At 65.2% G+C, this 23,871-nt stretch carries 25 protein-coding genes; 10 read left to right on the top strand and 15 right to left on the bottom strand.

The genetic code is table 11. The features are described 5' to 3' along the window. The first annotated feature begins 8 nt into the window (after nucleotides 1-8). Together WD430_RS12020 and WD430_RS12015 are read left to right on the top strand one after the other, a co-directional pair. Complete coding sequence (locus WD430_RS12020; RefSeq protein WP_339102686.1) at nucleotides 9-1,283, top strand: M24 family metallopeptidase; 1,275 nt, start codon at nucleotides 9-11, stop codon at nucleotides 1,281-1,283. Nucleotides 1,284-1,607: 324 nt separating this feature from the next. Next, on the top strand, nucleotides 1,608-2,615 hold the full coding sequence (locus WD430_RS12015; RefSeq protein WP_339102685.1) for an LLM class flavin-dependent oxidoreductase: 1,008 nt from the start codon (nucleotides 1,608-1,610) through the stop codon (nucleotides 2,613-2,615). Between the two features lie 62 nt (nucleotides 2,616-2,677). Here the strand turns inward: WD430_RS12015 and WD430_RS12010 are convergent, their stop codons facing one another. From WD430_RS12010 to paaA, 7 genes are all read right to left on the bottom strand, one after another. After that, on the bottom strand, nucleotides 2,678-3,094 hold the full coding sequence (locus tag WD430_RS12010) for a PaaI family thioesterase (protein WP_339102684.1): 417 nt from the start codon (nucleotides 3,092-3,094) through the stop codon (nucleotides 2,678-2,680). 92 nt (nucleotides 3,095-3,186) lie between these two features. Next, entirely contained in the window at nucleotides 3,187-4,470 is a 1,284-nt protein-coding gene (gene paaK / locus WD430_RS12005) for a phenylacetate--CoA ligase PaaK (RefSeq protein ID WP_339102683.1), read from the bottom strand. A gap of 84 nt (nucleotides 4,471-4,554) precedes the next feature. Beyond that, a complete protein-coding gene (paaE, locus tag WD430_RS12000; protein ID WP_339102682.1) occupies nucleotides 4,555-4,725 on the bottom strand; it encodes a 1,2-phenylacetyl-CoA epoxidase subunit PaaE in 171 nt (56 codons plus the stop codon). Next, complete coding sequence (gene paaD, locus WD430_RS11995) at nucleotides 4,722-5,138, bottom strand: 1,2-phenylacetyl-CoA epoxidase subunit PaaD (protein ID WP_339102681.1); 417 nt, start codon at nucleotides 5,136-5,138, stop codon at nucleotides 4,722-4,724. Before paaD ends, paaE begins: the two co-directional genes overlap by 4 nt. Further along, the gene (gene paaC, locus WD430_RS11990) at nucleotides 5,138-6,010 is read right to left on the bottom strand and encodes a 1,2-phenylacetyl-CoA epoxidase subunit PaaC (RefSeq protein ID WP_339102680.1); all 873 of its coding nucleotides are present in this window, start codon (nucleotides 6,008-6,010) and stop codon (nucleotides 5,138-5,140) included. Before paaC ends, paaD begins: the two co-directional genes overlap by 1 nt. Next, nucleotides 6,010-6,327, bottom strand: coding sequence for a 1,2-phenylacetyl-CoA epoxidase subunit PaaB (gene paaB, locus WD430_RS11985; protein WP_339102679.1), 318 nt, complete (start codon nucleotides 6,325-6,327; stop codon nucleotides 6,010-6,012). The genes paaC and paaB overlap by 1 nt, the downstream gene beginning before the upstream one ends. A 2-nt stretch (nucleotides 6,328-6,329) precedes the next feature. Next, nucleotides 6,330-7,271 carry a 1,2-phenylacetyl-CoA epoxidase subunit PaaA gene (gene paaA / locus WD430_RS11980; RefSeq protein WP_339102678.1) on the bottom strand — a complete coding sequence of 314 codons (942 nt, stop codon included), beginning with the start codon at nucleotides 7,269-7,271 and terminating at the stop codon, nucleotides 6,330-6,332. Nucleotides 7,272-7,369: 98 nt separating this feature from the next. Between paaA and WD430_RS11975 the strand changes: the two genes are divergently transcribed. Together WD430_RS11975 and paaI are read left to right on the top strand one after the other, a co-directional pair. Further along, nucleotides 7,370-8,008 (top strand): helix-turn-helix domain-containing protein, encoded by a 639-nt coding sequence (locus WD430_RS11975; protein WP_339102677.1) that lies wholly within the window; start codon nucleotides 7,370-7,372, stop codon nucleotides 8,006-8,008. Nucleotides 8,009-8,057: 49 nt separating this feature from the next. Further along, a complete protein-coding gene (gene paaI, locus WD430_RS11970; RefSeq protein WP_339102676.1) occupies nucleotides 8,058-8,450 on the top strand; it encodes a hydroxyphenylacetyl-CoA thioesterase PaaI in 393 nt (130 codons plus the stop codon). Between the two features lie 146 nt (nucleotides 8,451-8,596). Here paaI and WD430_RS11965 read toward each other — a convergent pair whose 3' ends face one another. From WD430_RS11965 to WD430_RS11950, 4 genes are read right to left on the bottom strand one after another with little or no spacing between them, the layout of a single operon-like run. After that, on the bottom strand, nucleotides 8,597-9,319 hold the full coding sequence (locus WD430_RS11965) for an ABC transporter ATP-binding protein (RefSeq protein ID WP_339102675.1): 723 nt from the start codon (nucleotides 9,317-9,319) through the stop codon (nucleotides 8,597-8,599). Continuing rightward, nucleotides 9,316-10,116 carry an ABC transporter ATP-binding protein gene (locus WD430_RS11960; RefSeq protein ID WP_339102674.1) on the bottom strand — a complete coding sequence of 267 codons (801 nt, stop codon included), beginning with the start codon at nucleotides 10,114-10,116 and terminating at the stop codon, nucleotides 9,316-9,318. The genes WD430_RS11965 and WD430_RS11960 overlap by 4 nt, the downstream gene beginning before the upstream one ends. Next, nucleotides 10,116-12,074, bottom strand: coding sequence for an ABC transporter permease (locus WD430_RS11955; protein WP_339102673.1), 1,959 nt, complete (start codon nucleotides 12,072-12,074; stop codon nucleotides 10,116-10,118). Before WD430_RS11955 ends, WD430_RS11960 begins: the two co-directional genes overlap by 1 nt. A gap of 31 nt (nucleotides 12,075-12,105) precedes the next feature. Then, nucleotides 12,106-13,371: an ABC transporter substrate-binding protein gene (locus WD430_RS11950; protein ID WP_339102672.1), complete on the bottom strand. Its 1,266-nt coding sequence runs from the start codon at nucleotides 13,369-13,371 to the stop codon at nucleotides 12,106-12,108. A 316-nt stretch (nucleotides 13,372-13,687) separates the two neighbouring features. Between WD430_RS11950 and WD430_RS11945 the strand changes: the two genes are divergently transcribed. The 6 genes from WD430_RS11945 to WD430_RS11920 all read left to right on the top strand — a co-directional run bounded on the left by WD430_RS11945 (nucleotide 13,688) and on the right by WD430_RS11920 (nucleotide 19,316). Then, the gene (locus WD430_RS11945; RefSeq protein WP_339102671.1) at nucleotides 13,688-14,083 is read left to right on the top strand and encodes a universal stress protein; all 396 of its coding nucleotides are present in this window, start codon (nucleotides 13,688-13,690) and stop codon (nucleotides 14,081-14,083) included. Between the two features lie 145 nt (nucleotides 14,084-14,228). After that, nucleotides 14,229-14,825, top strand: coding sequence for a GNAT family N-acetyltransferase (locus WD430_RS11940; RefSeq protein ID WP_339102670.1), 597 nt, complete (start codon nucleotides 14,229-14,231; stop codon nucleotides 14,823-14,825). A gap of 188 nt (nucleotides 14,826-15,013) precedes the next feature. Beyond that, complete coding sequence (paaK, locus tag WD430_RS11935) at nucleotides 15,014-16,300, top strand: phenylacetate--CoA ligase PaaK (protein ID WP_339102669.1); 1,287 nt, start codon at nucleotides 15,014-15,016, stop codon at nucleotides 16,298-16,300. A gap of 244 nt (nucleotides 16,301-16,544) precedes the next feature. Further along, entirely contained in the window at nucleotides 16,545-17,003 is a 459-nt protein-coding gene (locus tag WD430_RS11930) for a MaoC/PaaZ C-terminal domain-containing protein (RefSeq protein WP_008894191.1), read from the top strand. 897 nt (nucleotides 17,004-17,900) lie between these two features. Continuing rightward, complete coding sequence (locus tag WD430_RS11925) at nucleotides 17,901-18,752, top strand: alpha/beta hydrolase (RefSeq protein ID WP_339102668.1); 852 nt, start codon at nucleotides 17,901-17,903, stop codon at nucleotides 18,750-18,752. A 39-nt stretch (nucleotides 18,753-18,791) separates the two neighbouring features. Beyond that, nucleotides 18,792-19,316: a winged helix-turn-helix domain-containing protein gene (locus WD430_RS11920; RefSeq protein WP_339102667.1), complete on the top strand. Its 525-nt coding sequence runs from the start codon at nucleotides 18,792-18,794 to the stop codon at nucleotides 19,314-19,316. An 87-nt stretch (nucleotides 19,317-19,403) separates the two neighbouring features. Here WD430_RS11920 and WD430_RS11915 read toward each other — a convergent pair whose 3' ends face one another. From WD430_RS11915 to WD430_RS11900, 4 genes are all read right to left on the bottom strand, one after another. Further along, complete coding sequence (locus WD430_RS11915) at nucleotides 19,404-19,904, bottom strand: PaaI family thioesterase (RefSeq protein ID WP_339102666.1); 501 nt, start codon at nucleotides 19,902-19,904, stop codon at nucleotides 19,404-19,406. 4 nt (nucleotides 19,905-19,908) lie between these two features. After that, nucleotides 19,909-21,861 carry a 3-hydroxyacyl-CoA dehydrogenase NAD-binding domain-containing protein gene (locus WD430_RS11910; protein WP_339102665.1) on the bottom strand — a complete coding sequence of 651 codons (1,953 nt, stop codon included), beginning with the start codon at nucleotides 21,859-21,861 and terminating at the stop codon, nucleotides 19,909-19,911. 204 nt (nucleotides 21,862-22,065) lie between these two features. Further along, nucleotides 22,066-22,398, bottom strand: coding sequence for a DUF5789 family protein (locus WD430_RS11905; protein ID WP_339102664.1), 333 nt, complete (start codon nucleotides 22,396-22,398; stop codon nucleotides 22,066-22,068). Nucleotides 22,399-22,675: 277 nt separating this feature from the next. Then, the gene (locus WD430_RS11900) at nucleotides 22,676-23,737 is read right to left on the bottom strand and encodes a phosphotransferase family protein (protein ID WP_339102663.1); all 1,062 of its coding nucleotides are present in this window, start codon (nucleotides 23,735-23,737) and stop codon (nucleotides 22,676-22,678) included. Between the last annotated feature and the right edge of the window lie 134 nt (nucleotides 23,738-23,871).

Here is a 23,871-nt window from a genome sequence, read left to right as displayed (position 1 = left end):
GCCACGACATGACGTTCTACGAGCGGGACTTCATGGAAGGCACCCGCGGTACGCAGGCCGTCGACTGGGAGCGACGGATCGACACGCAGCGACTTCGGGAAGAGCGCAAAGAGCGAGCCCTCGAGCGCCTTCGGGAGACGGATCTCGGCGCGGTGCTGCTCGTTTCGGATCCGAACATCCGGTACGTCACCGGACTGGCGATGACCGGCGGCAGCGGCGCGGACCACTACACGCTGCTGACCGAGAACGGCGACGTCGTCCACTGGGACACCGCCGACCACGCGAGCAACCAGCGGTTCAACTGTCCCTGGCTGCACGACATCCGCTACGCCTGTCCCGGCCTCGGGAACGTTCCGCGGGCCTCCGGCAGCCCGTCGGCACGGCAGTTCCTGCTCTCGAAGATGGCCGAAACGGTCCACGAGGCCATGGACGAGTACGGCGTCGCCGACGAGACGCTCGGCGTCGACGTCGGCAACCGGGGGCTGCTCGCCGCGCTCGAGGACCAGGGCCTCGAGATCGATCCGGGAACGGCGCAGTCGGTGATGGAGGACGCCCGCAAGGTCAAGACCGACGACGAGATCGAGTGCCTGCGTCAGGTCGCGTCGATCTGCGAGGCCGGCTTCCAGCGGATCACGGACGCGGCGAAACCGGGCAAGCGCGAGAACGAGGTCTGGGGAGAGGCGGTCGAGGAACTGTGGCGCCACGGCGCGTTCGTCGGCGGCGGCTACCTCACCTCCGGCCCCAACACGTGGCCGAAACACCAGGCCAACACCACCGACCGGACGATCCGCCCCGGCGACCTCGTCTACGCCGATTTCTATAATATCGGCTACCTCGGCTACCGGTCGTGTTATTACCGCACCTTCTCGGTGGGCGAGCCGACCGACGAGCAGCGAGAGGCGTACGAGACGGCTCGAGACAACCTCTACGACGTGCTCGAGCGCATCGAACCCGGCGCGACGACCGACGAGATCGCCGAGGGGTTCCCGGACATGGAGGGCGAACACGCCGACTACTACGACGCCGACGAACACTGGCAGCTGACCACGAACCACTGGGCCCACGGACTCGGACTGCAGCTGTACGAGGTGCCGCTGATCTGGCGCGGCCTCTCGCCCGATCACCCCATCGAGATCGAGGAGGGGATGACGATGGCCGTCGAGACCCAGGAGCCGGCCGGTCGGCAGGGCGTTCGCGTCGAGGAGATGGTCGTCGTCCGCGAAAACGGCGTCGAAATTCTGAGCCAGTGGCCGGTCGAGGAGATCACCGTCATCGACCACTAGCCGCCCGGTTCGAGACACCTCGAACGCCGGTGAACTCGTCACGAACACCGCGAAAGGCCCTGGAACCGTCCGGGAAGGCGGACGACGTACGCACGCGACCGAGGGAGCGCGCACAACGGCAACGAGTCCATCGACCGGACGGTTCCAGCCCCCTTTCACTCCCACCCGCGGTGGCTTGCTCGACCAGCCGGTACGGGCGGGAATGAAAGGGGCCAGGGGCTTTCGTAGTGTCCTCGATGACTCCGGAGAACGCTACACTACGCTCGAGCCCGACGAATAGCCGACTCGCCAAGAATTAAGCCGATTCCGCGTGATATCGAGCGTATGAAACTCGGGACGGGCCTGTTCACCGCCCAGCAGCGGCCGGACGACGACCGCGAGGCGAGCGATCTGTACGACGAGGTACTCGCGTTGACCCGCGAGATCGAGGCCGCGGGGCTCGACAGCGCGTGGGTCTCGGAACACCACTTCGCCGAGGACGGCTACCTCTCGGCGACGATGCCCGCGCTCGGGGCAATGGCCGCCGAGACGAACGACCTCGAGATCGGCAGCTGCGTCGCACTCGGACCGCTGTACGACCCGATCAGGCTCGCGGAGGACGCCGCCACCGTCGATCTGCTCGCCGACGGCCGACTGACGCTGGGGCTCGCGATCGGCTCGAACCCGCGGGAGTTCGACGTCTTCGGCGTCCCACAGGACGAGCGGGCAGAGCGGCTCGCAGACCTCGTGCCGTTCCTCCGGGGCGCCTGGAGCGGGGGCGACCTCGGCTACGACTCCGCGTTCCACGACGTGCCGACGGACGTCTCGATCACGCCGAAGCCCGTCGACGGAACGGTCCCGATCATGCTCGGCGGCGGCGCGAAGCCGGCCGTTCGGCGGGCGGCTCGAATCGGCGACGCGTGGTGTGCTCCCTCCGCGCTCTCGGTCGAGGGCGTTCGCAAGCGCGTCGAGGATATCAGGCAGGTCCGCGAGGAGGAGGGCCTCGAGGGCGACTTCACGATCTACGTCCTCCAGCACGGCTGGGTCGGCGACTCCCGCGAGGACGCCTGGGAGACGATGCGAGACGGCTACTTCTACATCCAGCGACGGTACCAGGAGATCTTCTCCGGCGAGTCCGTCGACGAACTCGAGCCCGAGCGCAAGCGGGAGCTGAAAGAGCAGGCGATCTTCGGGACGCCGGAGCAGGTCGTCGACGAACTCGAGCGGTATCGCGAGGCGCTCGGCGACGACGTCCACTTCGTCTTCCGGACGTACCATCCCGGCGTCGGCACCGACGAGATGATCGACTGTATCCATCGGCTCGGTGAGGACGTCGCTCCGCAACTCGAGTAGAGCGGACGGCCGGGTCGATAGCCGGACGGGACGAAACGGAACGCGGAGGGAACGCGCAGCGATCAGCCGGTCTTGTAGACCCCGCGCGCGTCGGCGATGTGCGTACCGTCGGCGTCGCCGTCGCCGGGAGACTCCCCGTCGTCTTCGGCGTAGACGTCCACGTCGACGACGCCGACGTCGCTCCCGCAGCGCACGACGTCGGCCTCCGCGTAGAGGTCGCCGGTGCCGGCGTTGAGATAGTCGATCCGCATGTCGATCGTCGGAACGGGTTGCTCGACCAGCGAGACCAGCGCCGCGCCGCCGACGGTGTCCGCGAGCGTGAACGTGACGCCGCCGTGGGCCATCAGCCGGTCCTCGTTCCACGAGAGGTCCTCGCTCATCTCGAGGCGGCCCTCGGCGTGCCCGTCCTCGCATTCGGTGACGTCGATCCCGAGCAGGGAGGCGAACGGCATGCCCTCGAAGAAGGCTTCGATGTCCATGCACGACACTGTCTCGCGAACCGTATTAAAAGTGGGAGTCGGTGCCGTCCGGCGGGACGCGTTCGACGTCACTCGGGGGACCGCGATCCGGTTCAGCGGTGATCGTAGACGCGTTTGACCTTCCCGACCTCCGTTCGCTCGAGGGTCCCGTACTCGACCAGTTCGAGTTCGTCGGGCGTGAACGACAGCGCGTTCTGTAGTCGCTCGAGGATCTCGCCTCGGAGTCGGTCCCGGTCGCCGTCGAAGTCGTCGGCCAGTTCGATCGTGAGCTCGAGGGTGTCGAGCGTGTCCTCGCGATCGAGATCGATGCGGTAGTAGGGCGCGACCGCCTCGAACTCGAGGACGACGGCTTCGATCTGGCTCGGGTAGAGGTTGACGCCGCGGACGATGATGAGGTCGTCGGCGCGGCCGGTGACGCCGTCCATTCGGACCATCGTGCGACCGCACTCGCACTCGTCGGTCGTGAGCGTGGTGAGGTCGCCGGTTCGGTAGCGGAGCACGGGCAGGGCCCCCTTCGTGAGCGACGTGAGCACGAGTTCGCCCTCCTCGCCCTCCGGGAGGACCTCGCCGGTTCGGGGATCGACGACCTCGGGATAGAAGTGATCCTCCCAGATGTGCATCCCGTTCTGGGCCTCGCGGCACTCGACGGCGACGCCCGGACCGATCAGTTCGGAGAGTCCGTAGTTCTCGATGCCGGTCGCGTCGAGACGCTCTTCGATCTCCGCCCGCATCGGTTCCGTACAGGGTTCGGCGCCGTAGAGCACCGTCGAGAGCGGCAGTTCGTGCGGATCGACGCCCATCTCCGCGGCCGTCTCGGCGAAGTAGAGCGCGTACGACGGCGTACAGCCGATCGCGTCGCTCTCGAGGTCGCGCGCGAGTTCGACCTGGCGCTGGGTGTTCCCGCCGCTCGCGGGGATCACCGTCGCCCCGAACGCTTCGGCACCGCCGTGGAAGCCGAGCCCGCCGGTAAAGAGCCCGTAGCCGTAGGCGTTCTGAAACGTCTCGCCCGGCTCGAGGCCCGCGGCGTCCATCGACCGCGCCATCACCTCGTCCCACAGCTCGAGGTCGTCCTCGGTGTAGGCGACGATCTTGGGTTTGCCCGTCGTGCCCGAGGAGGCGTGGATCCGCCGGACGTCGGCGTCGTCGACGGCGAAGAGGCCGTCGGGGTACTCGTCGCGGAAGTCCTCCTTCGTCGTGAACGGAAGCATTCGGACGTCGTCGATCTGCTCGATATTCGACGGCGCGACGCCGGCCTCGTCCAGGGCTACCCGGTAAAAGGGGACGTTCTCGTAGGCGTACGCGACGGTCTCGCGGAGTCGTTCGGACTGCAGTTCCCGCAGCTCCTCCCGGCGAGTGTGTTGGATAGTCTCTGACATGGTCGCCCGCGCTAGGGCACGGTATCGAGTAGCAAAATTCTTCGCTCGGTCGCCGGTCTCGAGCCCTCGCGGGCTCGAGGCCGATCACTCGAACTTCTCGAACGGTTGCTCGCAACTGTTACAGTAGTGCATCGACCGGCAGAGCGACGGCCCCTTCGGGTGTTCGCGGACGGTGTCCGTCGACTCGCAGTAGGGACACTCGGCGCCCGTCGCCTCCCCGCTGGTCGTGACGCTCGGATCGAGGTTCCGTCTCATACGCTGAGCCCGAACTCTCGCAGGTCTTCTTCCCCCCGTTCGGTCACCATCTCGACGGTCCACTCCGGACTCCAGACGAGTCGCAACTCGACGTCGTCGACGCCGTCGACGGCGGCGACCGCGGCTTCGACGTCCTCGGTGAGCATGTCTCGAGCGGGACACCCCGAGTAGGTGAGCGTCATGTCGACGGTCACGGCGCCGTCGTCGACGTCGACGCCGTATATCAGGCCGAGATCGACGATGCTGATCGGCATCTCGGGGTCTTCGATCCCGTAGAGGGCGTCCCACACGTCGGCCGCGAGGCCGGTCGCGTCGGCGCCGGTCGCAGGAAGGTCGTCTACGGCCTCGCCCTCGTCGTAGTCGGTGTACGCACAGGGCGTGGCGTCGGTGTCGTCCGGAATATTGCTACTCATCACTCTGGTTTGTCCATGATTCTGGTCGTCTCGGTGCGCCCGAGTTCGCGGTAGGTGTGGGTGAACTCCTCGTAGAGGTCGAACCACGCGTCGGTGTGGGTCCCGTCGCGACCGCGCTCCTCGGGGAGCATGTCCTCGGTCACTTCGAACTCGAACTCGTCGGTATCGTCGCCCGCGCGCCCGTCCACCGGCAGCTCGAGGTCGAGCGACTCGAGGTACGGGACGACGATCGACAGCCACTCCTCACCGAGTTCCTCGAGGGTCGCGTCGCGAAGCCCGAGGTCGACGATATCGTCTTCGACGTCGGGGTCGACGGGTTCGAAGAGCGTGAACGCGTACGGGAACAGCCGGTCGAGCGCGTCCTGCAGGCGCTCGCGGCCCTCGCCGTCGTCGGCGAGCCGCTCCAGCCAGTTCTGGGCGTGCTCGAGGTGGTACTCCTCCTCGCTGCGGATCTTCCCGACGCGGTCGGCGATCTTCGGGTGGGTGGAGTCGACGAGCGCCTCGAGCCGGAGGTCCTCGGCGACGTCGTAGAGGTACGACCGGAGGACGGCGTCGGCCCAGTCGCCCTCCTCGAAGGGGAGTTCGACCAGCGTGCTGTGCCGGAAGTCGCCGGGATCGCGCTCGTAGACGAGGTCCCGCTCCTCGAGGCCGACGTCGCCGAGGACGTCGTACCACAGGCGGGCGTGGCCGAGTTCGTCCTGGGCGTTGTTCGCCAGCGCGAGGTCGGACTCGAGGCTCGGCGCGCGGACCTGCCACTCGGTGTAGCGTTCGGCCAGCACGAACTCGTCGTCGGCCAGCCGCTTCAGCAGCGTCTCGAGGGCCGTCCGCTCGCGCTCGTCGAGTTCGTCGGGGTTCTCGAGGCTCGCCGCCATCAGTCGTCACCCCGCTGTCGTTCGGCGGTCGCCTGTTCGTCTTCGGACTCGACGACCTCGCTCGCGTCCGTGCCGGTCGTGTTGTACGCGGTCGCCCACCGGTAGCTCTTGTCGGTCGTCCCGCCGAACGCGACGTCTTCGGAGTCGATCTCGCCGATCTCCTCCCTGGGAACGACCCAGAGGCTGTTGGTCGGCTTGCGCCGACCGTGCTGGATGGCGGCGAACTGCTTGGCCATCTCGCGGTCCGGCGCGTGGACGTTGCCACAGTGCGTGTGATATCGGCCGGTCTTCTCCTGGCGGAATACTTCCCATATCATGGTCAGTCGGCCGCCTGCGGCGCGTGGCCGCCGGCGGCGGAAGCGTCTCCCTCGATCGTATCGCGGACCCACTGAACGGCCTCCTGTGCGGCCTTACGGCCGTTGATCTGGTCCAGACCGGGTTCGTAGTCGTTCTTCGCGATCGTGAAGAACTCGTCCCAGTCGAGGTCGTCCTCCGCGACCTCGTAGGTGCCGTCGTCCCGCTCGCGAATCCGGGGCTCGTCCGGGATCTCGAGGCCGTACTTTCGGGCCTTGGGGATGTACTGGTCGAGGAACGCGTTGCGCAGTTGGTCGTTGGACTGCTGTTTGAGCCCCACCGAGGCCGCGAAGTCGTGGTGGGTGCTCTTGTCGTCGGTCGGACCGAAGAACTGGATGATGCGGGGCCACCACTCCTCGAAGGCCTCCTGAGTCATCCGCTGTTCCTTCTTCGAGCCCGACATGAGTTCCGCGAGGATGTCCTCGCCGTGTTTGACGTGGAACCCCTCCTCGAAACACACCTTGTCCATCGCGTGGGCGTACGGCTCCCAGCTGGTCCGTCGGAGCGTCGCCTGCCGACGCATCGCCGCGCCGTCGACGAAGAAGGCGATCATCGGCGTCTCGACCCAGTCCTCCATCGGATAGTGGAAGCAGTTCAAGAACTTCCCGTCGCCGTTGGCGAGGTCGTCCAGCATCTCCTCGCGCGTCTTGACGCCCAGCGACTCGGCGGCGCGGTAGAGCAGCTGTCCGTGGCCGATCTCGTCTTGCACCTTCGCGGAGAACGCCAGCTTGCGATCGATACTCGGCGCCTGACGGATGAACGGGCGCTCTAAGTACGCGCCCATGATCTCGCTGTTCGCGTGGAACTCGATCATCCGCGTGGCCGCTTTCCGGTACTCCTCGGGGAGGTCGTCGGCGGGGCTGAACTCCCGCGGCCCCGCGCGTTCTTTGGCAGTCTCCAAGTCCATCGTTTCGTCCGAACGAACGACGGATAGACCCTTAGGGGTTGACCGCCGTATAACGCGGTTTTAAATACTGTCGGGTGTTAACGGAGGTCATATCCGTCATGATCGACGAATGTCTCGCGGTCGAATTCCGCGTTCAGAACGACGATTGCCCGCTTTCGGAGGCGACGCGGGACGTCGACGTCGAGATCGGTGCGCAGCCGCCACAGCACCGCAGCGACGGCTACGATCTCCTTAAGTTCAGTTCGCCCAAGAGCGAGCGGCTCACTCGAGTGCTCGACGACGACGACCGGATCTCGTACCTGCACGTCTCGAGGACCGACGGCCGCTATCGGTACCGCTGCCTGTCGAAAGAGCCCTGCGTCGTCCACCGACTGATCGACGGCGGACTCATCGTCGAGACGCTGCGATACCGCGACGGCGCGGCGATGATCTTCGGCGCGGTCGTCGGTCGCGACGTCCTCAAGGGCGTCATGGAGGCCGCCGGCGAGACCGTCGGGGTCACGCTCGAGCGCGTCTATCCCATGCGGGCCGAAGCGAAGGAATCTCCCGGCAACCGATGGAACCTCACGCCGGCCCAGGAGGAGTGCCTTCGGACGGCCCTCGAGATGGGATACTTCACTATCCCCCGGGGCGTCTCGTCGGAGGCGGTCGCTGACGAGCTCGGAATCAGTAAATCGGCGTTTCTCGAGCGACTCCGACGCGGCGAGGCGGCGCTGTTCCGCCAGATTTTCAGCTGAGATTCAGCCGCCGCTAGATACTTTTACCTCCGTATCGGTGTGATACCGTATGGCAGACATCGAAACGGTTCGTCGGCGCATCGAGAGCGACGCCTACTGCGAGACCCTCGGTATCGAACTCGTCGACCTCGAGCCGGGGGCCGCGAGCACTCGCCTCGAAGTGAGCGAGGACCTGACGAACTTCCACGGTACGCCCCACGGCGGGGCGATCTACTCGCTGGCCGACGCGGCCTTCGCCGCGGCGTCGAACTCCCACGGGGAGACCGCGGTCGCACTGGAGACGAACGTCTCGTACCTCGAGGCCGTCGAGGTCGGCGCCGTTCTCACCGCGACCGCGGCGGAGACCCACGGCGGCGGTCGGACGGCCGAGTACGAGGTCGTCGTCACGGACGAGGCCGACGATCGGATCGCGACGTTTCGAGGACGCGTGTACAAACCGTGACTACTCCCGCGACTTCAGTCGCGGGCGTTCCACTGTTTTCCACGTACCGGTTCACCGATTTTCCGCGTACCGGTTCACCGACACGGTGCCGACGAGACGACGGCGCTGTAGACGGTACCGCGCAGAAAAACGCGTTCGAGCGGCGATTACGCGGTGACGCCGAGATACCGATCGAGGATCTCGTCGTTCGCCTCGAGCTCCGCGGCGGTCCCCTCGTAGACGATCTCGCCCTGATTGATGACGTAGTTCCGGTCCGCGAGCTCGAGGCAGACGTGGACGTTCTGCTCGACGAGCAAGACGGTGATGCCCCGGTCGTTGAGTTCGCGAACGATGTCCATCACGTCCTGGACGATGTACGGCGCGAGTCCCTCGGTCGGCTCGTCGAGCAGGATGAGATCGGCGCCGCCGACGAGCGCGCGGGCGATCGCCAACATCTGCTGTTCGCCGCCGGACAGGGACGATCCGGCGTTCGCCGTCCGCGCTTTCAGGTTCTCGAACATCTCGAGGGCTTCCTCGATCGACAGCGAATCGACGTCAGACGCACCGCCGTAGTCGGCGATCTGCAGGTTCTCTCGAACGGTCAGTTCGGGGAAGATCTGGCGCTCCTCGGGGACGAGCGCGAGCCCGCGAGCGACCGTTTCCGTCGCGTCGAGCGTCGAAATATCCTCGCCCCGATAGCGGACGGTGCCGCTCGACGGTTCGAGGATACCCATGATCGTCCGCAGCGTCGTCGTCTTGCCGGCGCCGTTGCGGCCCACCAGCGAGACGACCTCGCCTTCGGCTATCGAGAGCGATAGCTCGCGAAGCACCTGCGTGTCCCCGTATCCCGAATCGATCGCGTCGACCGAGAGCAGCGGTTCGGCGCTCATTCCATCATCCCCCCGAGATACGCGTCCTGGACGTCCTGATTCGCGGCGATTTCGTCGGGCGTCCCCTCCGCGAGGATCTGCCCGCGATTCAACACGGTGATGCGGTCGGAGAGTTCCATGACGAGTTCGATGTCGTGTTCGATGAGCAGCAGCGTCTGGTCGACCAGTACGTCTTCGATCAGCTCGATCGTCTCCCTGGTCTCTTCGACGCTCATGCCGGCGGTCGGCTCGTCGAACAACACCAGGTCGGGTTCGGTCGCGAGGACGACGCCGATCTCGAGCCGTCGCTTGTCGCCGTACGCGAGCGCGTTCGCCTCCTCGTCGGCGACGTCGCTCAGTCCGATGCGCTCGAGGATCCGGTCGGTCCGGTCGTTCATCCCGTCGTACCGGTCGGTCGGTTTGAACAGCGATTCGACGAACCCGTACCGATCACGGTCGATCGACTGCGCCGCCAACCTGACGTTCTCGCGGACGCTGAGTCCGCCGAAGATATTCGAAATCTGGAACGAGCGGCCGATGCCGCGGCGGACGCGTTCCGCGGGCGAGAGCGTCGTGATGTCCTCGCCGTCGAAGTAGATCCGGCCGTCGGTGACCGGCAACGCGCCGGTGACGAGGTTGAACAGCGTGGTCTTTCCCGCACCGTTCGGACCGATGATACTGCGGAACTCGCCGCGTTCGACCGTCAGATCGACGCGATCGGTCGCGGTGAACTGCCCGAATTTCTTGACCAGCTCGTCCGTTCGGAGGATCGTCTCGTCCGCGCCTCGGTCGTCCGTTTCGATCGGTTCCGTAGCCATCAGTCGTCACCTCTGACGCCCGAGTCGTCCGGGGTCGGTTCCGCGCCCCGACCCGAATCCCTCGTCACGAGGGGTTTGAGCCGAGCCGGAAGCGAGACCAGTCCGCGCGGGAGGAAGATCACGAACAGGACGAAAATCGTCCCGAGCACCAGTCGCCATCGCGGCGTGAAGTCGGTGAGGATCTCCTCGAGGCCGAAGAACACGGTCGCGCCGATGATTGGCCCGTAGAGCGTCCCCATCCCGCCGAGAATGACCATCACGATCACCTCGCCGGAGTGGAGCCAGTAGGCGAACGACGGCGCCGCGTACCCCGAGTTGAGCGTGAAGAGCCCGCCGGCCAGGCCGGCCAGCGCCCCGCTGACCACGAACGCGCGGCGTTTGTACCGGGTCGTCTCGTAACCGAGGAACGTCGCTCGCTGTTCGTTCTCGCGGATCGACTTGAGGACCGACCCGAACGGCGAGTTGAGCATTCGTCGGGTGAGGAGGAACGACCCGATCAGGGCGGTCAACGCGATGTAGTAGAACAGCGACTGCCCGGTCAGGGCGACCGGACCGACGAAGAGACCGATCTCGTCGAGCGCCACTCCCGTCCCGGCGATCCCGTAGTACGTCGAGATCCCGAACAACCCCTCGGAGCCGCCGGTGATCTCGAGTCGGTACAGCATGTTGTAGAACAGTTCGGCGAAGCCGAGCGTGATCATCGCGAAGTAGACGCCGGAGACGCGGATCGAGAGGTAACCGACGACCCACGCGATGGCCGCGGAGATGACGATCGCGAGCGCGATCGCGACGAACGCCGACTGGCTCACGTGCAGTAACGCGATCGCGACGGCGTACGCGCCGAGCCCGTAGAACAGCGCGTGACCGAGCGAGACCAGTCCGGTGTACCCCATCACGAAGTCCAGACTGAGCGCGAACAGCGCCCAGACGAGAATCTCGATCACGAGCGTGACCGTGTACGTCGAATAGAACGTCCCCGCCCCGAGCGGGATCACGGCGAGTAGCCCGATCGCCGCGAGTCCGACCCGCTTCCGGGTCCGATCGTCGAGGACGCCGCCGGATCCGGTCAGCAGTTCGCCGCCTTCCTCCTCCATCTCGACTCCGAACAGTCCGCGGGGCCGGACGAGGAGAATCCCGATCATCAGCAGGAAGATCACCATTCCCTCGAGGATCGGCGCGTACGTCCGCAGGAGCGTCTGAATGATGCCGACGAGGAGCCCGCCGGCGACGGCCCCCTTGAAGCTGCCCAGGCCGCCGAGGACGACGATGACGAACGCCGGAATGATGACCGACATCCCCATCTCGGGGCTGACCGTTTGGTAGCCGCCGAGGATGATCCCGGCGACCGCGGCGAGCGCCGCCCCCATTCCGAAGACCAGCGAATAGTAGCGATCGATATCGATACCGAGGTTCCGGACCATCTGCCGGTCCTGGGAACCCGCACGAATAATCAGACCGTACTTCGTGTGCTCGAGCGTCGCCCAGACGGAGAGCGCCATCGCGGCGCCGAAGACGATGACGAACATGTTGTACACGCTGGCGTTGAGTCCGACGACGTCGATCGTTCCCGAGAGGACCGCCGGGGTCGGGAGGTTGACGTTGCCGGGCTCCCAGATCAGGTAGATCAGGTCGTTGATGACCAGCACCAGCCCGAACGTCAACAGAATGTGGTACAGCGGATTCCGTCCGTACAACGGTCGCACCGTGTACCGTTCGATCGCGACGCCGAGGAGACCGACGAGCAGCGGTGCGACGAACAACGCGGCGAAAAACGCCGTCCCGCCGAACGGCGCGATCAGCGCCAGGGCGAAGTACGCGCCCAGCGCGAACAGTTCGCCGTGAGCGAAGTTGATGACGTGCATGACGCCGAAGATGACCGACAGCCCGGCGGCCAAGAGGACGTACACCACGCCGATCGTCAGCCCGTCGACCAGTTGTTGTAAGATTCCACCAACCATTGGTTATCGAATGACGTTCCTCATGGGCGTGTTACAGTTCACAGCCGGTCTCCTCGCAGCTGGGTGCGGCCTCTTCACCGGAGAGTTGGGTCAGGAGTTCGACGTCGGCGAGCTCCCCCGAATCCGGTTCGACGCACTCGCCCATCCAGACCGGATTCATCGCCTGCTGGTCGCACGGCCGGAACTGGTTGGAGCCGAAGATCGTGTCGTGTTCCATGCCCGAGAGCGTCTCCCTGACCGTCGCGGGAGCGCGCGACCCCGCCTCGCGGATGCCGTTCGCGACCATACGGATCGATTCGTAGCCGACGCGCGAGAAGTTGTCCGGCGGGGCGTCGTACTCGTTCTCGTAGGCCTCGACGAATTCCTGATTGTCTCCGGTCTCGAGCTCCGGAACGTACCGGACGCCGCTGTAGGTGTTGTACACTCCCGCCCCGCCGCCCGCCCGTACGGCCCGGAACGATCCGGTCGTCGTCACGATGGGGATCTCGTCCGGCAGGCCGCGCGAACTGGCCTGCGAGAGGAAAATCGCGAGGTCGGCACCCGTCATCCCCACGACGAGCGCGTCGGCCTCGTCGCTGACGTCCGCGATCTGACTGATGAACGCCTCGAAGTTCGTCGAGCCCTGATCCGACCGGGTTACGTTGACCCGCTCGTAGGAGTCGCTGATCGACTCCATTCGCGTCTCGACTTCGTTCAGTACCGACTCGCCGTACGCGTAGTCCGCGATGTGATAGACGATCCGATCGCCGAGTTCGTCGGCGGTCCACTGGGCCATCACCTCCGCGATCTGTGCGGTGCTCGTCTCGAACCGAAACACGTACTCGTTGCAGTTCTCGCCCGTGATCGAGATATCCGCCGCTCCGGGCGTGTAGACGACTTCGTTATCGGCAGCGAAGCTGTTGATCGCGAGCGCGGCCGAACTCGAGATACAGCCGCTGATGAACTGCGCGCCGTCGGACTGCACCGCCTGCTGGGCCTGCTGGGTCGCCGTCGCCGGGTCGAGTTGCGTGTCGTACTCCTCGTGTTCGATCGCGAAGTCGTACTCGTCGCTGTCGCTGATCTGCCGGATCGCCAGTTCGGTTCCCTGGTAATGTTCCTTCGCGAGGGAGCTGAACTCGCCGGTCCTCGGCTCGAGAACGCCGAACTGCACCGTGTCGAAGTTCTCGTCGTCCCCGCCACCCAGCTCGTCCGGATCGCCGACGCAACCGGCCAGTCCGGATATCCCGATCGTACTACCAGCGGTAATTGCTTTCAGTACGTCACGTCTCCGGCCACGCGGCCTGTTATCCCGAACCATACCTCCAGTAGATTACACCATCCTATAAAAATCGACCCCGTTTTATGGCGGTTTTATAGGTCGTCGTCGCCGATATCCCGCGACGATCCGTCCCCGGTTGTGGCAAGTATACTGACGAATGCGCCCGTCGAACCGCCGTTCGGCCCTCGAGGTCGGATCGGGACTCGAGCGGCCCGTCGAGTCCGGATATCCGCCGACGCTCGTCGATTTCGTTCCGGTCGCATTCGACGAACGGACGGCCGAGGTGTCCGCTCTGACGACCCACCGTGCGGGAACGAACCGGAATATTATGTGAAATGGTGTCTATTCGCGAGATATGTTTCGGATACTGGTCGGACTCGATACCGACGAAAATCGCGCGCGAGCACAGGCGTCGACGATCGAATCGCTTCCCGGTTCGTCCGACGAGATCACGGCCGTCCTCGCGCACGTGTTCCAAGAGAACCCGGAGGGGCTCTCTGTCCAGCAACTCGCCGGCGTCCGCCACGCCGCTACGGTCTTCGACGAGAGCGGCGTCGACTACGAGTACTACGAGACGAGCGGCGACCCGGCGTCGGAACTCATCGCGGCGGCCGACGAGATGGAGGTCGACATGATCTGTCTCGCCGGCCGGAAACGGACGCCGACGGGGAAAGTGCTCTTCGGGAGCGTGACCCAGTCGGTCATCCTCGGAACCGACAGGCCAGTCGTCACCGTCAGCCCCGACGAGTGACCGCCGACTGTCGTCCGACCCGCAACGACGAACGGGAACGGGGCTCGAGGAGATCGCACAGTCCCCCGCTGCGGGATAAACACCGCAGATATACGGGGTGTGGTATTGTGGTTCAGGGGCGCCTCAGTTTCGGACGTGAACGCCCATGTCGACCGATGCCTGCCCCGTCTGGAACCCCGAGCACTGTACCGGAACGGCTGACTGCCCGCCGCGCTGCCCGCGGTTTATCGACAGGCACGGCGACCCCGTCCTCGTCGTCCCGTATTCGGCGTCTCGATTCGATGACCTCGTCTCGATGTACGTCGACTATCCCGATCGCCACCGGTCGATGGGACTCCCGCCGGCGACCCGCGATCGGATCGAAGACTGGCTCGAGGGGCTGCTCGAGCGCGGCACCAACGTCGTCGCCGCGTCCGAGGGACGAATCGTCGGTCACGCGGCGTACTCGCCGCGCTCGAGTCGGGAACCGCAGTTCGTCGTGTTCGTCGATCCGAGCTATCACGACCGCGGTATCGGGAGCGAGCTCTGTCGACACGTCGTCGCCCGCGCGGCCGACGCCGGCCACGAGGCGCTCGTACTCGACGTCGATGCGGCGAACGAACGCGCCGTCCACGTCTACCGCCGGATGGGGTTCGAGACGATCGACCGGAGCGGGAACGAGCTCCGAATGCGACTGTCGTTCGACGAACCGATCGTCGAGGCGGTCCGGTTGCCGCCCGCGGAGCGACCGGTGCGTCCGTAGCGGCGCGGTTCGGTCTGGCGGCGATGTGCGGCGGGTTCGACGGGCGTCGCGACGGGACTCGGACGACTGCATCGTTCGCTGCCCGACGAGGGTCTCGGTCGGTTCCTCCTGTCAATTCTGTTGTTTCTCAGTGGTATGTGTAACCACCACATGATTTTTATCGAGGGACTGCGGATTGTTGAGTGAGGATGAGTTATAAGCAGATAGAGACAGCCCCCCGGTCGGAGATCCGGGAGCTACAGAACGAACGGCTCCGCGAAACCGTGCGCCACGCCTACGAGAACGTCGACTACTACCGTCGGGAACTCGACGCCGCGGGCATCGCGCCGGAGGACGTACAGACGGTCGACGATATCCAGAAGCTCCCGTTCACGACGAAGGAGGACTTCCGCGACGAGTACCCCGACGGCCTCTTCGCCGTCGACGACGCCGACGTCCGGCGGATCCACGCCTCCTCGGGCACGACGGGCAAACCCAAGATCGTCTCCTATACCGAGGACGATCTGGACGTGTGGAGCGAAGTCGTCGCCCGGTGTCTCGCCGCCTCCGGCGTCGAACCGGGGGAAACGGTCCAGAACGGCTACGGCTACGGCCTGTTCACGGGGGGGCTCGGCCTCCACTACGGGATCGAGGAACTCGGCGCGACGGTCATCCCGATCGGCGGCGGGCAGACCCAGCGGCAGGTGGAGCTGTTGCAGGACTTGGAGAGCGACGTCCTCACCTGTACCCCGTCGTACTCGCTGTATCTCGCGGAGACGGCCGAGGAGATGGGCGTCGACGTCAGCGAGCTGCCGGTGTCGACGGTGATCTTCGGGGCGGAACCCTGTACGGATCCGATGCGCGAGGAGATCGAGGAGCGCCTCGACGTCACGGGGATCGACATCTACGGGCTGTCCGAGATCATCGGTCCCGGCGTCTCCAACGAGTGTCACGAAGCGCAGGAGGGACTGCACATCTGGGAGGACCACTTCTATCCCGAAGTGGTCGACCCGGAGACGGGAGAACCCCTTCCGGAGGGCGAGGAGGGCGAACTCGTGTTGACGACGCTCACGAAGGAGGCCTTGCCCGTGTTCCGCTACCGAACCGGCGACCTCACTACGCTCACGTCTGCGGAATGCGAGTGCGGCCGCACGATGGTCCGAATGGACAACGTCACCGGCCGCGCCGACGACCTCATCATCGTCCGCGGCGTCAACCTCTATCCCAGCGAGATCGAAGCCGTCGTCCTCGAGTTCGAGGCGGTCGCGCCCTACTACCGCATCGACCTCGATCGCGAGGACACGCTCGACACCCTCGAACTCACGATCGAACTGGAAGAGGGGTTCGACGGCGACGTCGCGGAGCTTCGAGACCGAATCCTCACTCGGTTATCGAACGTCCTCTCGTTTACGCCGGACGAACTGAACGTCGTCGAACCGGGCAGTATCGAGCGCACGAAGGTCGGCAAAGTGAAACGCGTGTACGACCACAGATAGCCACTTCGGGACGTCGCGTCGAGTCGCACCGTCGATCGGACACGCGAGGGAGTCGACCGGTCGCGTCGGAACCGACGCCGACAGCGTCGACCGACCGTAGTGATATCTCCGTGGTGTACGGACGCCCCGGCAGTAGGGTCATCGATTCGAGCAGCATCGATCGCGGACTCGCATCGATCTCGGTCGCGTCTCTGTTACCCATCACTGAGGTAAATTATTTGTGTCATGAGAGGGACGTTCACGTATGGCATATAGCTACGAGCCGCATCACTTCGAGGACTTCGAACCGGGCCAGGAGTTCGAGAGCGTCGGCCGAACCGTCACGGAGAGCGATTTCGTCATGCACTCGGCGCTGGCCGGCGACTGGACCGAACTGCACACGAACAAGGAGTACGCGGAGGACGGTCCCTTCGACGGCCGAATCGCTCACGGTCCGATGACGTTCGTCCAGGCGACGGGCTTCGTCTACCGAACCGGGATCGTCGAGCGCACCGCGTACGCCTTCCTCGGGATGAACTACATGGATCTCCCGAATCCGGTCTACATCGGAGACACGCTCTCGCTCGAGATGGAGGTCAGCGAGAAGAAGGACGTCGAACACGACGACGCCGGGATCGTCGTCCTCGACACCGAGATGACGAACCAGGACGACACCGTCGTGTTTCAGGGCGACATGAAGTTCCTCATCAAACGAAAGGAATAGCGCGCAGAACGCGGCGTCGCCGACGGAGGCCATCGGTTCGGACCCGTTCGTCGGAATCGCATCCGTATCGATCCGGCCATCGAAACTGTCCGATCACAGTCGGTTCGTTGCCTCGGTCCGATACTCGGTGGCGACCACGGCGATGCGAGATCGATAGCTATCCGACCGCAGCGCATGAGATCTGGTCCCGAATTATCCAGCGCTCGCTTTCCATTGATTCGCTGCCGGCGTTCCGTCGCTACCGGCGTCCGATCGCCTCTCCGAAACTTCACGTGACCACCGTTCCCGCTCCGACACGAGAGCGGCTATCCGACAGCGACTATATCATATATTCTTCATAGTCACTAATATGGTATTCTGGTCGAAGTGAACTCGATACAACGGGCACCACGTCGCCGTATACATCGATCAGCGATCCGCGAGAAGAGACGTCGATCGCGCGCCTATCGGCTACGAGTGAGGCGATTAAGCCGGTGTCGGTGGTTATCTCGTCTCCGAGACGATGATCGTATTACATCCGGTGATCCGAATCTCGCTTCCAGTCCGTTTCGCCTCGATTCGCCGCGTGGTACGCCTGAACCACGCAGCTATCGGTTCCAGCTCGTACGACCGAGGGGTCCGCTATCGACTATCGTTTCGTCGAATTCAATTCGACTCTCGCTCAACGCTACACATAATTTCTCTAAGACACTATACTATTCCTACCACCTAAAATATTATTCTGCCAGCATGATAGACAGTAGATCCCACACGTTCGTCGGTCGGCGGTCCGAAACCGTGGTCCCAAACTAACTTTACAATGGAAACCAAATCGGGTGTATGGCACAGTCGGAGGCACGAACGATTTCGGACGGTCGGCCCGTTTCGGCGCTCGCAACCGCGAGCGGAGGTGGCTAGATGGTCGACCACGAGACGTGGAGCGACGAGCAGGCGACGACCACCGTCACCGTCGACGGCCACGACCTCGAGGTCGCCTACCACGAGGACGGCCCAGCGGCGGACGGCGCGGACGACGAACCGCCCGTCGTCTTCCTCCACGGCATCCCCACCTGGTCGTTCCTCTGGCGCGATATCGTCCCCGCGGTCGCCGAGGAGCGCCGGACGATCGCGCCGGACATGGTCGGCTACGGGAACTCCGCGATGCACGACGGCTTCGACCGCTCGATCCGCGCCCAGGAGGCGATGCTCGAGGGGTTGCTCGAGGACCTCGGTATCGACCGAGTCGTCCTCGTCGCCCACGACATCGGCGGCGGGGTCGCCCTGCGGTTCGCCGCGCACAACCTGGACGCCGTCGAGCAGCTCGTGCTCTCGAACGCCGTCTGTTACGACTCCTGGCCCGTCGAGTTCGTCTCGACCCTCGGACTCCCGTCGACGGCCGACCTCGAGCGCGAGGAGCTCGAGGCCCGCCTCGAGTCGGCGTTCGTCGACGGCGCCTACGGCGAGGCCGATCCGGAGTTCGTCGCGGGGATGAAGGCCCCGTGGCTGACCGACGCGGGTCACGTGTCGCTGGTCCGCGACGCCGTCGCGACGAACACGAACCACACGACCGAGATCGACTACGGTGCGATCGAGGCCGAGACGCTGTTGCTGTGGGGCGAAGACGACGTGATGCAACCCTACGACTACGCCGAGCGGTTGGCCGAAGACATCGACGACGCCACGCTCGAACCGCTGTCGGACGCCTATCACTGGGTCCCCGAGGACCGATCGGACGCCTACGGCGACCGCCTGCTCGACTTTCTGAAATGAATGGAAACATAATGCCAGCGTATAAAACAGACCACTTATATGACTGATGACGACCAACCGAACTGGGACTTCAAGGATCGCGACATCGCCATCCTCTGTGAGCTCTCGAAGGACCCACAGCTCTCCTCGCGAGAACTGACGAGCGTCCTCAAGTCCGAATACGACATCGACGTCTCGCACGTCACCGTCAGCGAGTCGATCCGCCGAATGCGCGACGAGGGCGTGTTCAGGGAGGCGATCATCCCCAACGAAGAGTACTACACCTTCGCGCTGTTCGAGTTCAAGTTCAACACCGAACACTTCGAGGACGGGTGGCGCGACGCGATGGAGTACATTCAGGGCAGCAAACACACGCTGTTTTACTTCCTCTCCGACGGGGAGTACCAGTGGAAGACCGTCATGATGTTCCGGAGCTCCGAGCAGATCTCGAAGTGGATCCACGACTGTTACAAGAAACACGGCGACGTCATCGCGAACATCCGAAACTCCTCGGTCCACAACGTGCTCAAGTTCCGGACCGACCCGCAGATCTACGAGGACCTGCGCAGCGATCAGACCGAGTAGTACGCGGGTCCCATCCCGTCTTTCGTCGACTCCACGTCGGTCAGCGGGGGCCGGGCCGGTCCCGTACCGGCCAACGACTGCGCCGAGTCAGCGATCAGCCGCGCTCTCGGCGCCGCCGCTCCGGAAGAGGCGATAGGTCGTCCGGCCGACGGCCGCCTCGCCGTCGGCGCCGGTGACCGACACCCGCGTGACGCCGGACGTCTTGCCGGCGCGAACGACCTCCGCCTCGGCCCGGAGGTCGCCGGTCGCCGGCCGGAGATACGAGACGTTGAGGTCGGTCGTCGTCAACCCGGCCCCGCTCGGGTCGTCGAACGTCGAGCGAAGCGCGAACGCGCTGGCGGTGTCGATCAGCGTGGCGACGATGCCGCCGTGGATCGGGTCGTACCCGTCGTTGCCGACCGGGTTCTCGAACTCCTCGTCGTGGTCGATGGCGAGGACTGCACGGCCCTCCTCGAGGGACTCGACGCGGACGTCGAGCCACGAGAGGTAGCCGTGGCTGTCGACGAACGACTGCCACTCGGGCCAGCCGGTGGCGTCGTCCGTATCGGGGACATCGGTTGCATCGGTCGCGTCGTTTGACTCCTGCATCCCGTTACTCGCCCTCGAACTCCGGATCGCGGTCCTCGGCGAAGGCCGTCGTGCCCTCGAGCACGTCGTCGGTGCTGGACAGCAGACCGAAGCCCTGGCTCTCCATCGTGAGGGCGGCCTCCATGCTCGCGTCCTGGCCCTCGTTCATGACCTTCTTGGCGACCTCGAGGCCGATCGGCGGGCCGTTTCGCAGGTCGGAGACGAACTCCTCGACGGTATCGTCGAAGTCGTCGCGCTCGACCGAGCGGTTGATCAGTCCCCACTCCTCGGCGCGGTCGGCGTCGATGTGGTTGCCGCGGAAGACCAGTTCCTTCGCGCGGGTCTCCCCGAGCACGCGGAGGAGCCGCTGGGTGCCGCCGCCGCCGGGGATCAGCCCGAGGGTGATCTCGGGGGCGCCGAACGCGGAGCGCTCGGTCGCGACGCGCAGATCGCAGGCGAGCGCGAGTTCGAGTCCGGCGCCGAGACAGAAGCCGTCGATCTTCGCGAGGACGGGACGGGGGAAATCGTTGACCGTCTCGAACGCGGGGGTGACGTCCATCAGGTCCGTCGGCTCGGCGTCGCTGAATTCGGAGATGTCGGCGCCGGCGCTGAACGCGCGGTCGCCCGTGCCCTCGATGGTCGCACACCGAACCTCGTCGGTGTCGATCGACGAGAACAGGTCGTCGATCTCCGCGAGCAGGTCTCCCGAGAGGGCGTTCATCCGCGAGGGGCGGTCGAGTTCGACCTGCAGGACGCCGTCCTCGAGGTCGTAGTTCAGGTCGTGGTAGGGCCCGAGTTCGTCGTCGCCGTAGTCGTAGAAGCCCGCGCCGGCGTCCTCGCCGGTCTCGCCCTCAGCGACGAGCTCCTCGAGGTACGGGTGGGGCTCGAAGCGGTCGGCGCCCGTCTCCTCGTGGAGCGTCTCGAGTTTCTCTAAGACCTCGTCGAGGCCGATCTTGTCCGCGCGGCGGCAGATGCCCTCGGGGAAGCCGAGCCCGAGCTGGACGCCGGTGTCGACCTCCTCGGGAGTGGCGACGTCCTCGCCGACGAGGAACGCGGCGCGGTTGATCATGCGGGCCTCGACGCGGAGCCAGTCGAAGTCGCCCGCGTCCTCGGGTTCGTAGTCGGCGCCGTCGCCGTCCTCGTAGTCGTAGAAGCCCTTGCCGGTCTTCTGGCCGAGCTCACCGGCCTCGACCTTCTCCTCCGTGATCGGCGGAATCGGACTCCCCCCCTCCTTACGGACGTGGTAGCCGACGTCGATGCCGGTCAGGTCGGCGAGTTCGAACGGTCCCATCGGATAGCCCCGCTCGTGGACCATCGTCGCGTCGGCCTGCCGGATCGTCGCCTCGCCGTTCGAGACCATGAACGCGGGCTCGCCGCCGAACGGGCCAACGATCGTGTTGACGACGAAGCCGCGGACGTCCTTGCGGACGTAGATCGGCGTCTTGCCGATCGACTCGACCCACTCGTAGCCGGCCTCGGCCGCCTCGTCGCTCGTGTCCTGCCCGTAGATGACCTCCACGAGGTCCATCTTCACCGGCGGGTTGAAGAAGTGCAGACCGAGCACGCGCTCGGGCGTATCGACGGCCTCCGCGATGTCCGTGATCGGCAGGCTCGAGGTGTTGGTCGCCAGCAGGGTGTCCTCGCTGGTGTACTCCTCGAGGTCCGAGAAGATGTCGTGTTTCAGGTCCAGGTCCTCGGGGGCGGCCTCGATGACGAGGTCGGCGTCGGCGACGGCCGCTTCGAGATCCGTCGTGGTGTCGATTCGCTCGAGGACCGTCTCGGCCGATTCGTCGATGAGTTCCTTCTCCTCGAGCTTCTCGAGGCTCCACTCGATGGACTCGTAGCCGTCCTCGACGAACTCGTCTTTGATGTCGCGCATCGTGACGTCGTAGCCGGCCATCGCGGTCACTTCGGTGATCCCGTGTCCCATGTTCCCCGCGCCCAGCACGGCGACGCGGTCGATGCTGTCGAGTGACATAGTCATGGTGTCGCTCGGAATCGTCTTAATACCACCGACACTTGCTTAGCAATGTTAAGCGCGTTGTCTTCGGTTGTACAGTGCGTTCGTCGATTCGGTTTCTCGATGAACGGAAGTAATATTGAGTCGAGTTTACTTTCGCGGGCTGTGACTGCTCGTGGGTCCGCTCGAGTCGGCCGCTCCGCTCAGCGATCGATCACCCGGTCAGCGGTCAGTCAGTTCTCGAATCCGATTCCGAACCTCGTCGGCGGAGTCGTACGATTCGTCGTCGACCGGATCGAACACGTCCTCGAGGCGTTTCGATCCGTCCTCCGTCTCGATCTCGCGGTCTCCGTGGGCGCTGACGAGTTCGTCGGCCGTCGTCGGGTACTCGCGGTCCTCGAGGTTGTCGTCCAGATCGTCGAGTGCGTCCTCGAGCGCGGCGTCTACCGGTTCGGGTTCATCGCCGCGGTCGCGCGCTTCCTGGAGTTCTCGCTCTCGCTGGCGTCGCTCCTCGTCGTCCGCTTGCTTGTTTCGGCCCTTTTTATCGTCTGCCATCCTCGAAGTTACGACTGCGAGCGGGATAACGCTGTGGCCGTCCGTCGCGCGCGGTTGAACGGTCACGAAACTCCCCGTCGCGACGGTAAGTCGTCCACACTCTCGACGACGATCGCATATCTACGGCCTGCCGTTCGAACGCAACGCGGCGGCGATGGTTCCACGCCTTCCCCAGCCGATTCGGGCCGATAGCGGCCAATACGGCCGCTGGACGACCGGACGGATCTCGCTCGAGAAACGCACGCCCCGAAAAGCGAAATTGCCGTTCGGGGCCCAGCTACAGCGGTTCGTCGCCCTCGAGGATCCGTTTCGCCCGCGCGGCCAGCGCCGGCACGCGGTCTTCCATCTTCGGGTACAGCGGGTTGTCCGCGTTGCCCTCGAGGTGCCGGCGGAAGAACATCTCGCCGAGGCCGGCCAGCTTGTAGACCGCGAGCGTCCGGTAGAACCGCTCGCGTTCGAACTCGAGGCCGGTCAGCTCCTCCCAGCGGTCGACGAGTTCGACGCGGGTCGGGTAGCCCTCGCGTTCCATGAACCGCGTGACCAGTTCCGGAATCTCGGGGTCGGGATCCTTCGGATCGCGCCAGTAGGAGAGCATCCAGCCCAGATCGGCCCGCGGGTCGCCCAGCGTCGCCATCTCCCAGTCGAAGACGGCGTTGAGCGCCGGCGGCGTGCCGGGTGCAAACATCACGTTGTCCAACTTGTAGTCGCCGTGGACCAGCGAGTGCGGGTGGTCCTCGGGGACGTTCTCCTGGAGCCAGTCGCCGACGTCGTAGAGGTCGGGCACCTCGCGCTCGTCCTCGGTGACCTCGAACGCCCACGAGAGCTGCTTGCCCCAGCGGTCGACCTGGCGCTGGGTGTAGCCCGCGGGTCGGCCGAACTCGCCGAGGCCGATCTCCTCGTAGTCCAGCCGGTGGATCTTCGCCAGCGTGTCGACGAGATCCTCACCGATCCGACGGCGGTGGTCGGGGTCGGCGAACCGCTCGGGTTCCTCCTCCCGGAGGACGTCGCCCTCGAGGCGTTCCATCACGTAGAAGTCGCTGCCGATGACGTCGTGGTCGTCGCAGGCCACCTTCGTCTCGGGGACGGGGACGTCCGTGTCGGAAAGCGCCTTCGTCACCCGGTACTCCCGGAGGACGTCGTGGGCGGTGTCGGCGGTCTCGCCCGGCGGCGGCCGCCGGATGACCAGTTCCTCGCCGCCCCAGGTGACGAACAGCGTCTCGTTGGAGTGGCCCTCCTGGTGGCGCTCGATCTCGTAGTCGTCGACCTCCCCGAGGTGCTCGGAGAGGTACGCGACCAGCGCGTCTTCGTCGACCAGTCGGTCGTAGTACTCGTCGCTCATGGCGTGAGGGGTGACGATGCGGCGAACTCCGTCGGATCGCGATGCGCGCTCGACATTCGTGGACAGTACTAACGCCTCTCTCCTTTACGAAAATAGTTTCGCTGGAATCTCTTTCTTACAATGTTCATGAGGTG

The sequence above is a fragment of the Haloterrigena sp. KLK7 genome (genome assembly GCF_037914945.1).
Classification (GTDB): domain Archaea; phylum Halobacteriota; class Halobacteria; order Halobacteriales; family Natrialbaceae; genus Haloterrigena; species Haloterrigena salinisoli.
The sequence above is the reverse complement of the archived record's forward strand: the minus strand, read 5'-3'. Positions and strand labels throughout refer to the sequence as shown.

Coding starts and splice junctions, on each gene's coding strand:
- WD430_RS11905 (WP_339102664.1), bottom strand. CDS start 22,398: ATGGCAGACGATAAAAAGGGCCGAAACAAGCAAGCGGACGACGAGGAG.
- WD430_RS11960 (WP_339102674.1), bottom strand. CDS start 10,116: ATGGCTACGGAACCGATCGAAACGGACGACCGAGGCGCGGACGAGACG.
- WD430_RS11900 (WP_339102663.1), bottom strand. CDS start 23,737: ATGAGCGACGAGTACTACGACCGACTGGTCGACGAAGACGCGCTGGTC.
- WD430_RS11950 (WP_339102672.1), bottom strand. CDS start 13,371: ATGGTTCGGGATAACAGGCCGCGTGGCCGGAGACGTGACGTACTGAAA.
- paaA (WP_339102678.1), bottom strand. CDS start 7,271: ATGGACTTGGAGACTGCCAAAGAACGCGCGGGGCCGCGGGAGTTCAGC.
- paaE (WP_339102682.1), bottom strand. CDS start 4,725: ATGAGACGGAACCTCGATCCGAGCGTCACGACCAGCGGGGAGGCGACG.
- WD430_RS11915 (WP_339102666.1), bottom strand. CDS start 19,904: ATGCAGGAGTCAAACGACGCGACCGATGCAACCGATGTCCCCGATACG.
- WD430_RS11955 (WP_339102673.1), bottom strand. CDS start 12,074: ATGGTTGGTGGAATCTTACAACAACTGGTCGACGGGCTGACGATCGGC.
- WD430_RS11910 (WP_339102665.1), bottom strand. CDS start 21,861: ATGTCACTCGACAGCATCGACCGCGTCGCCGTGCTGGGCGCGGGGAAC.
- WD430_RS11930 (WP_008894191.1), top strand. CDS start 16,545: ATGGCATATAGCTACGAGCCGCATCACTTCGAGGACTTCGAACCGGGC.
- paaB (WP_339102679.1), bottom strand. CDS start 6,327: ATGATATGGGAAGTATTCCGCCAGGAGAAGACCGGCCGATATCACACG.
- paaK (WP_339102683.1), bottom strand. CDS start 4,470: ATGTCAGAGACTATCCAACACACTCGCCGGGAGGAGCTGCGGGAACTG.
- WD430_RS11975 (WP_339102677.1), top strand. CDS start 7,370: ATGATCGACGAATGTCTCGCGGTCGAATTCCGCGTTCAGAACGACGAT.
- WD430_RS11965 (WP_339102675.1), bottom strand. CDS start 9,319: ATGAGCGCCGAACCGCTGCTCTCGGTCGACGCGATCGATTCGGGATAC.
- paaI (WP_339102676.1), top strand. CDS start 8,058: ATGGCAGACATCGAAACGGTTCGTCGGCGCATCGAGAGCGACGCCTAC.
- paaD (WP_339102681.1), bottom strand. CDS start 5,138: ATGAGTAGCAATATTCCGGACGACACCGACGCCACGCCCTGTGCGTAC.
- WD430_RS12010 (WP_339102684.1), bottom strand. CDS start 3,094: ATGGACATCGAAGCCTTCTTCGAGGGCATGCCGTTCGCCTCCCTGCTC.
- WD430_RS12020 (WP_339102686.1), top strand. CDS start 9: ATGACGTTCTACGAGCGGGACTTCATGGAAGGCACCCGCGGTACGCAG.
- WD430_RS11945 (WP_339102671.1), top strand. CDS start 13,688: ATGTTTCGGATACTGGTCGGACTCGATACCGACGAAAATCGCGCGCGA.
- WD430_RS11920 (WP_339102667.1), top strand. CDS start 18,792: ATGACTGATGACGACCAACCGAACTGGGACTTCAAGGATCGCGACATC.
- WD430_RS11940 (WP_339102670.1), top strand. CDS start 14,229: ATGTCGACCGATGCCTGCCCCGTCTGGAACCCCGAGCACTGTACCGGA.
- paaC (WP_339102680.1), bottom strand. CDS start 6,010: ATGGCGGCGAGCCTCGAGAACCCCGACGAACTCGACGAGCGCGAGCGG.
- WD430_RS11925 (WP_339102668.1), top strand. CDS start 17,901: ATGGTCGACCACGAGACGTGGAGCGACGAGCAGGCGACGACCACCGTC.
- WD430_RS12015 (WP_339102685.1), top strand. CDS start 1,608: ATGAAACTCGGGACGGGCCTGTTCACCGCCCAGCAGCGGCCGGACGAC.
- paaK (WP_339102669.1), top strand. CDS start 15,014: ATGAGTTATAAGCAGATAGAGACAGCCCCCCGGTCGGAGATCCGGGAG.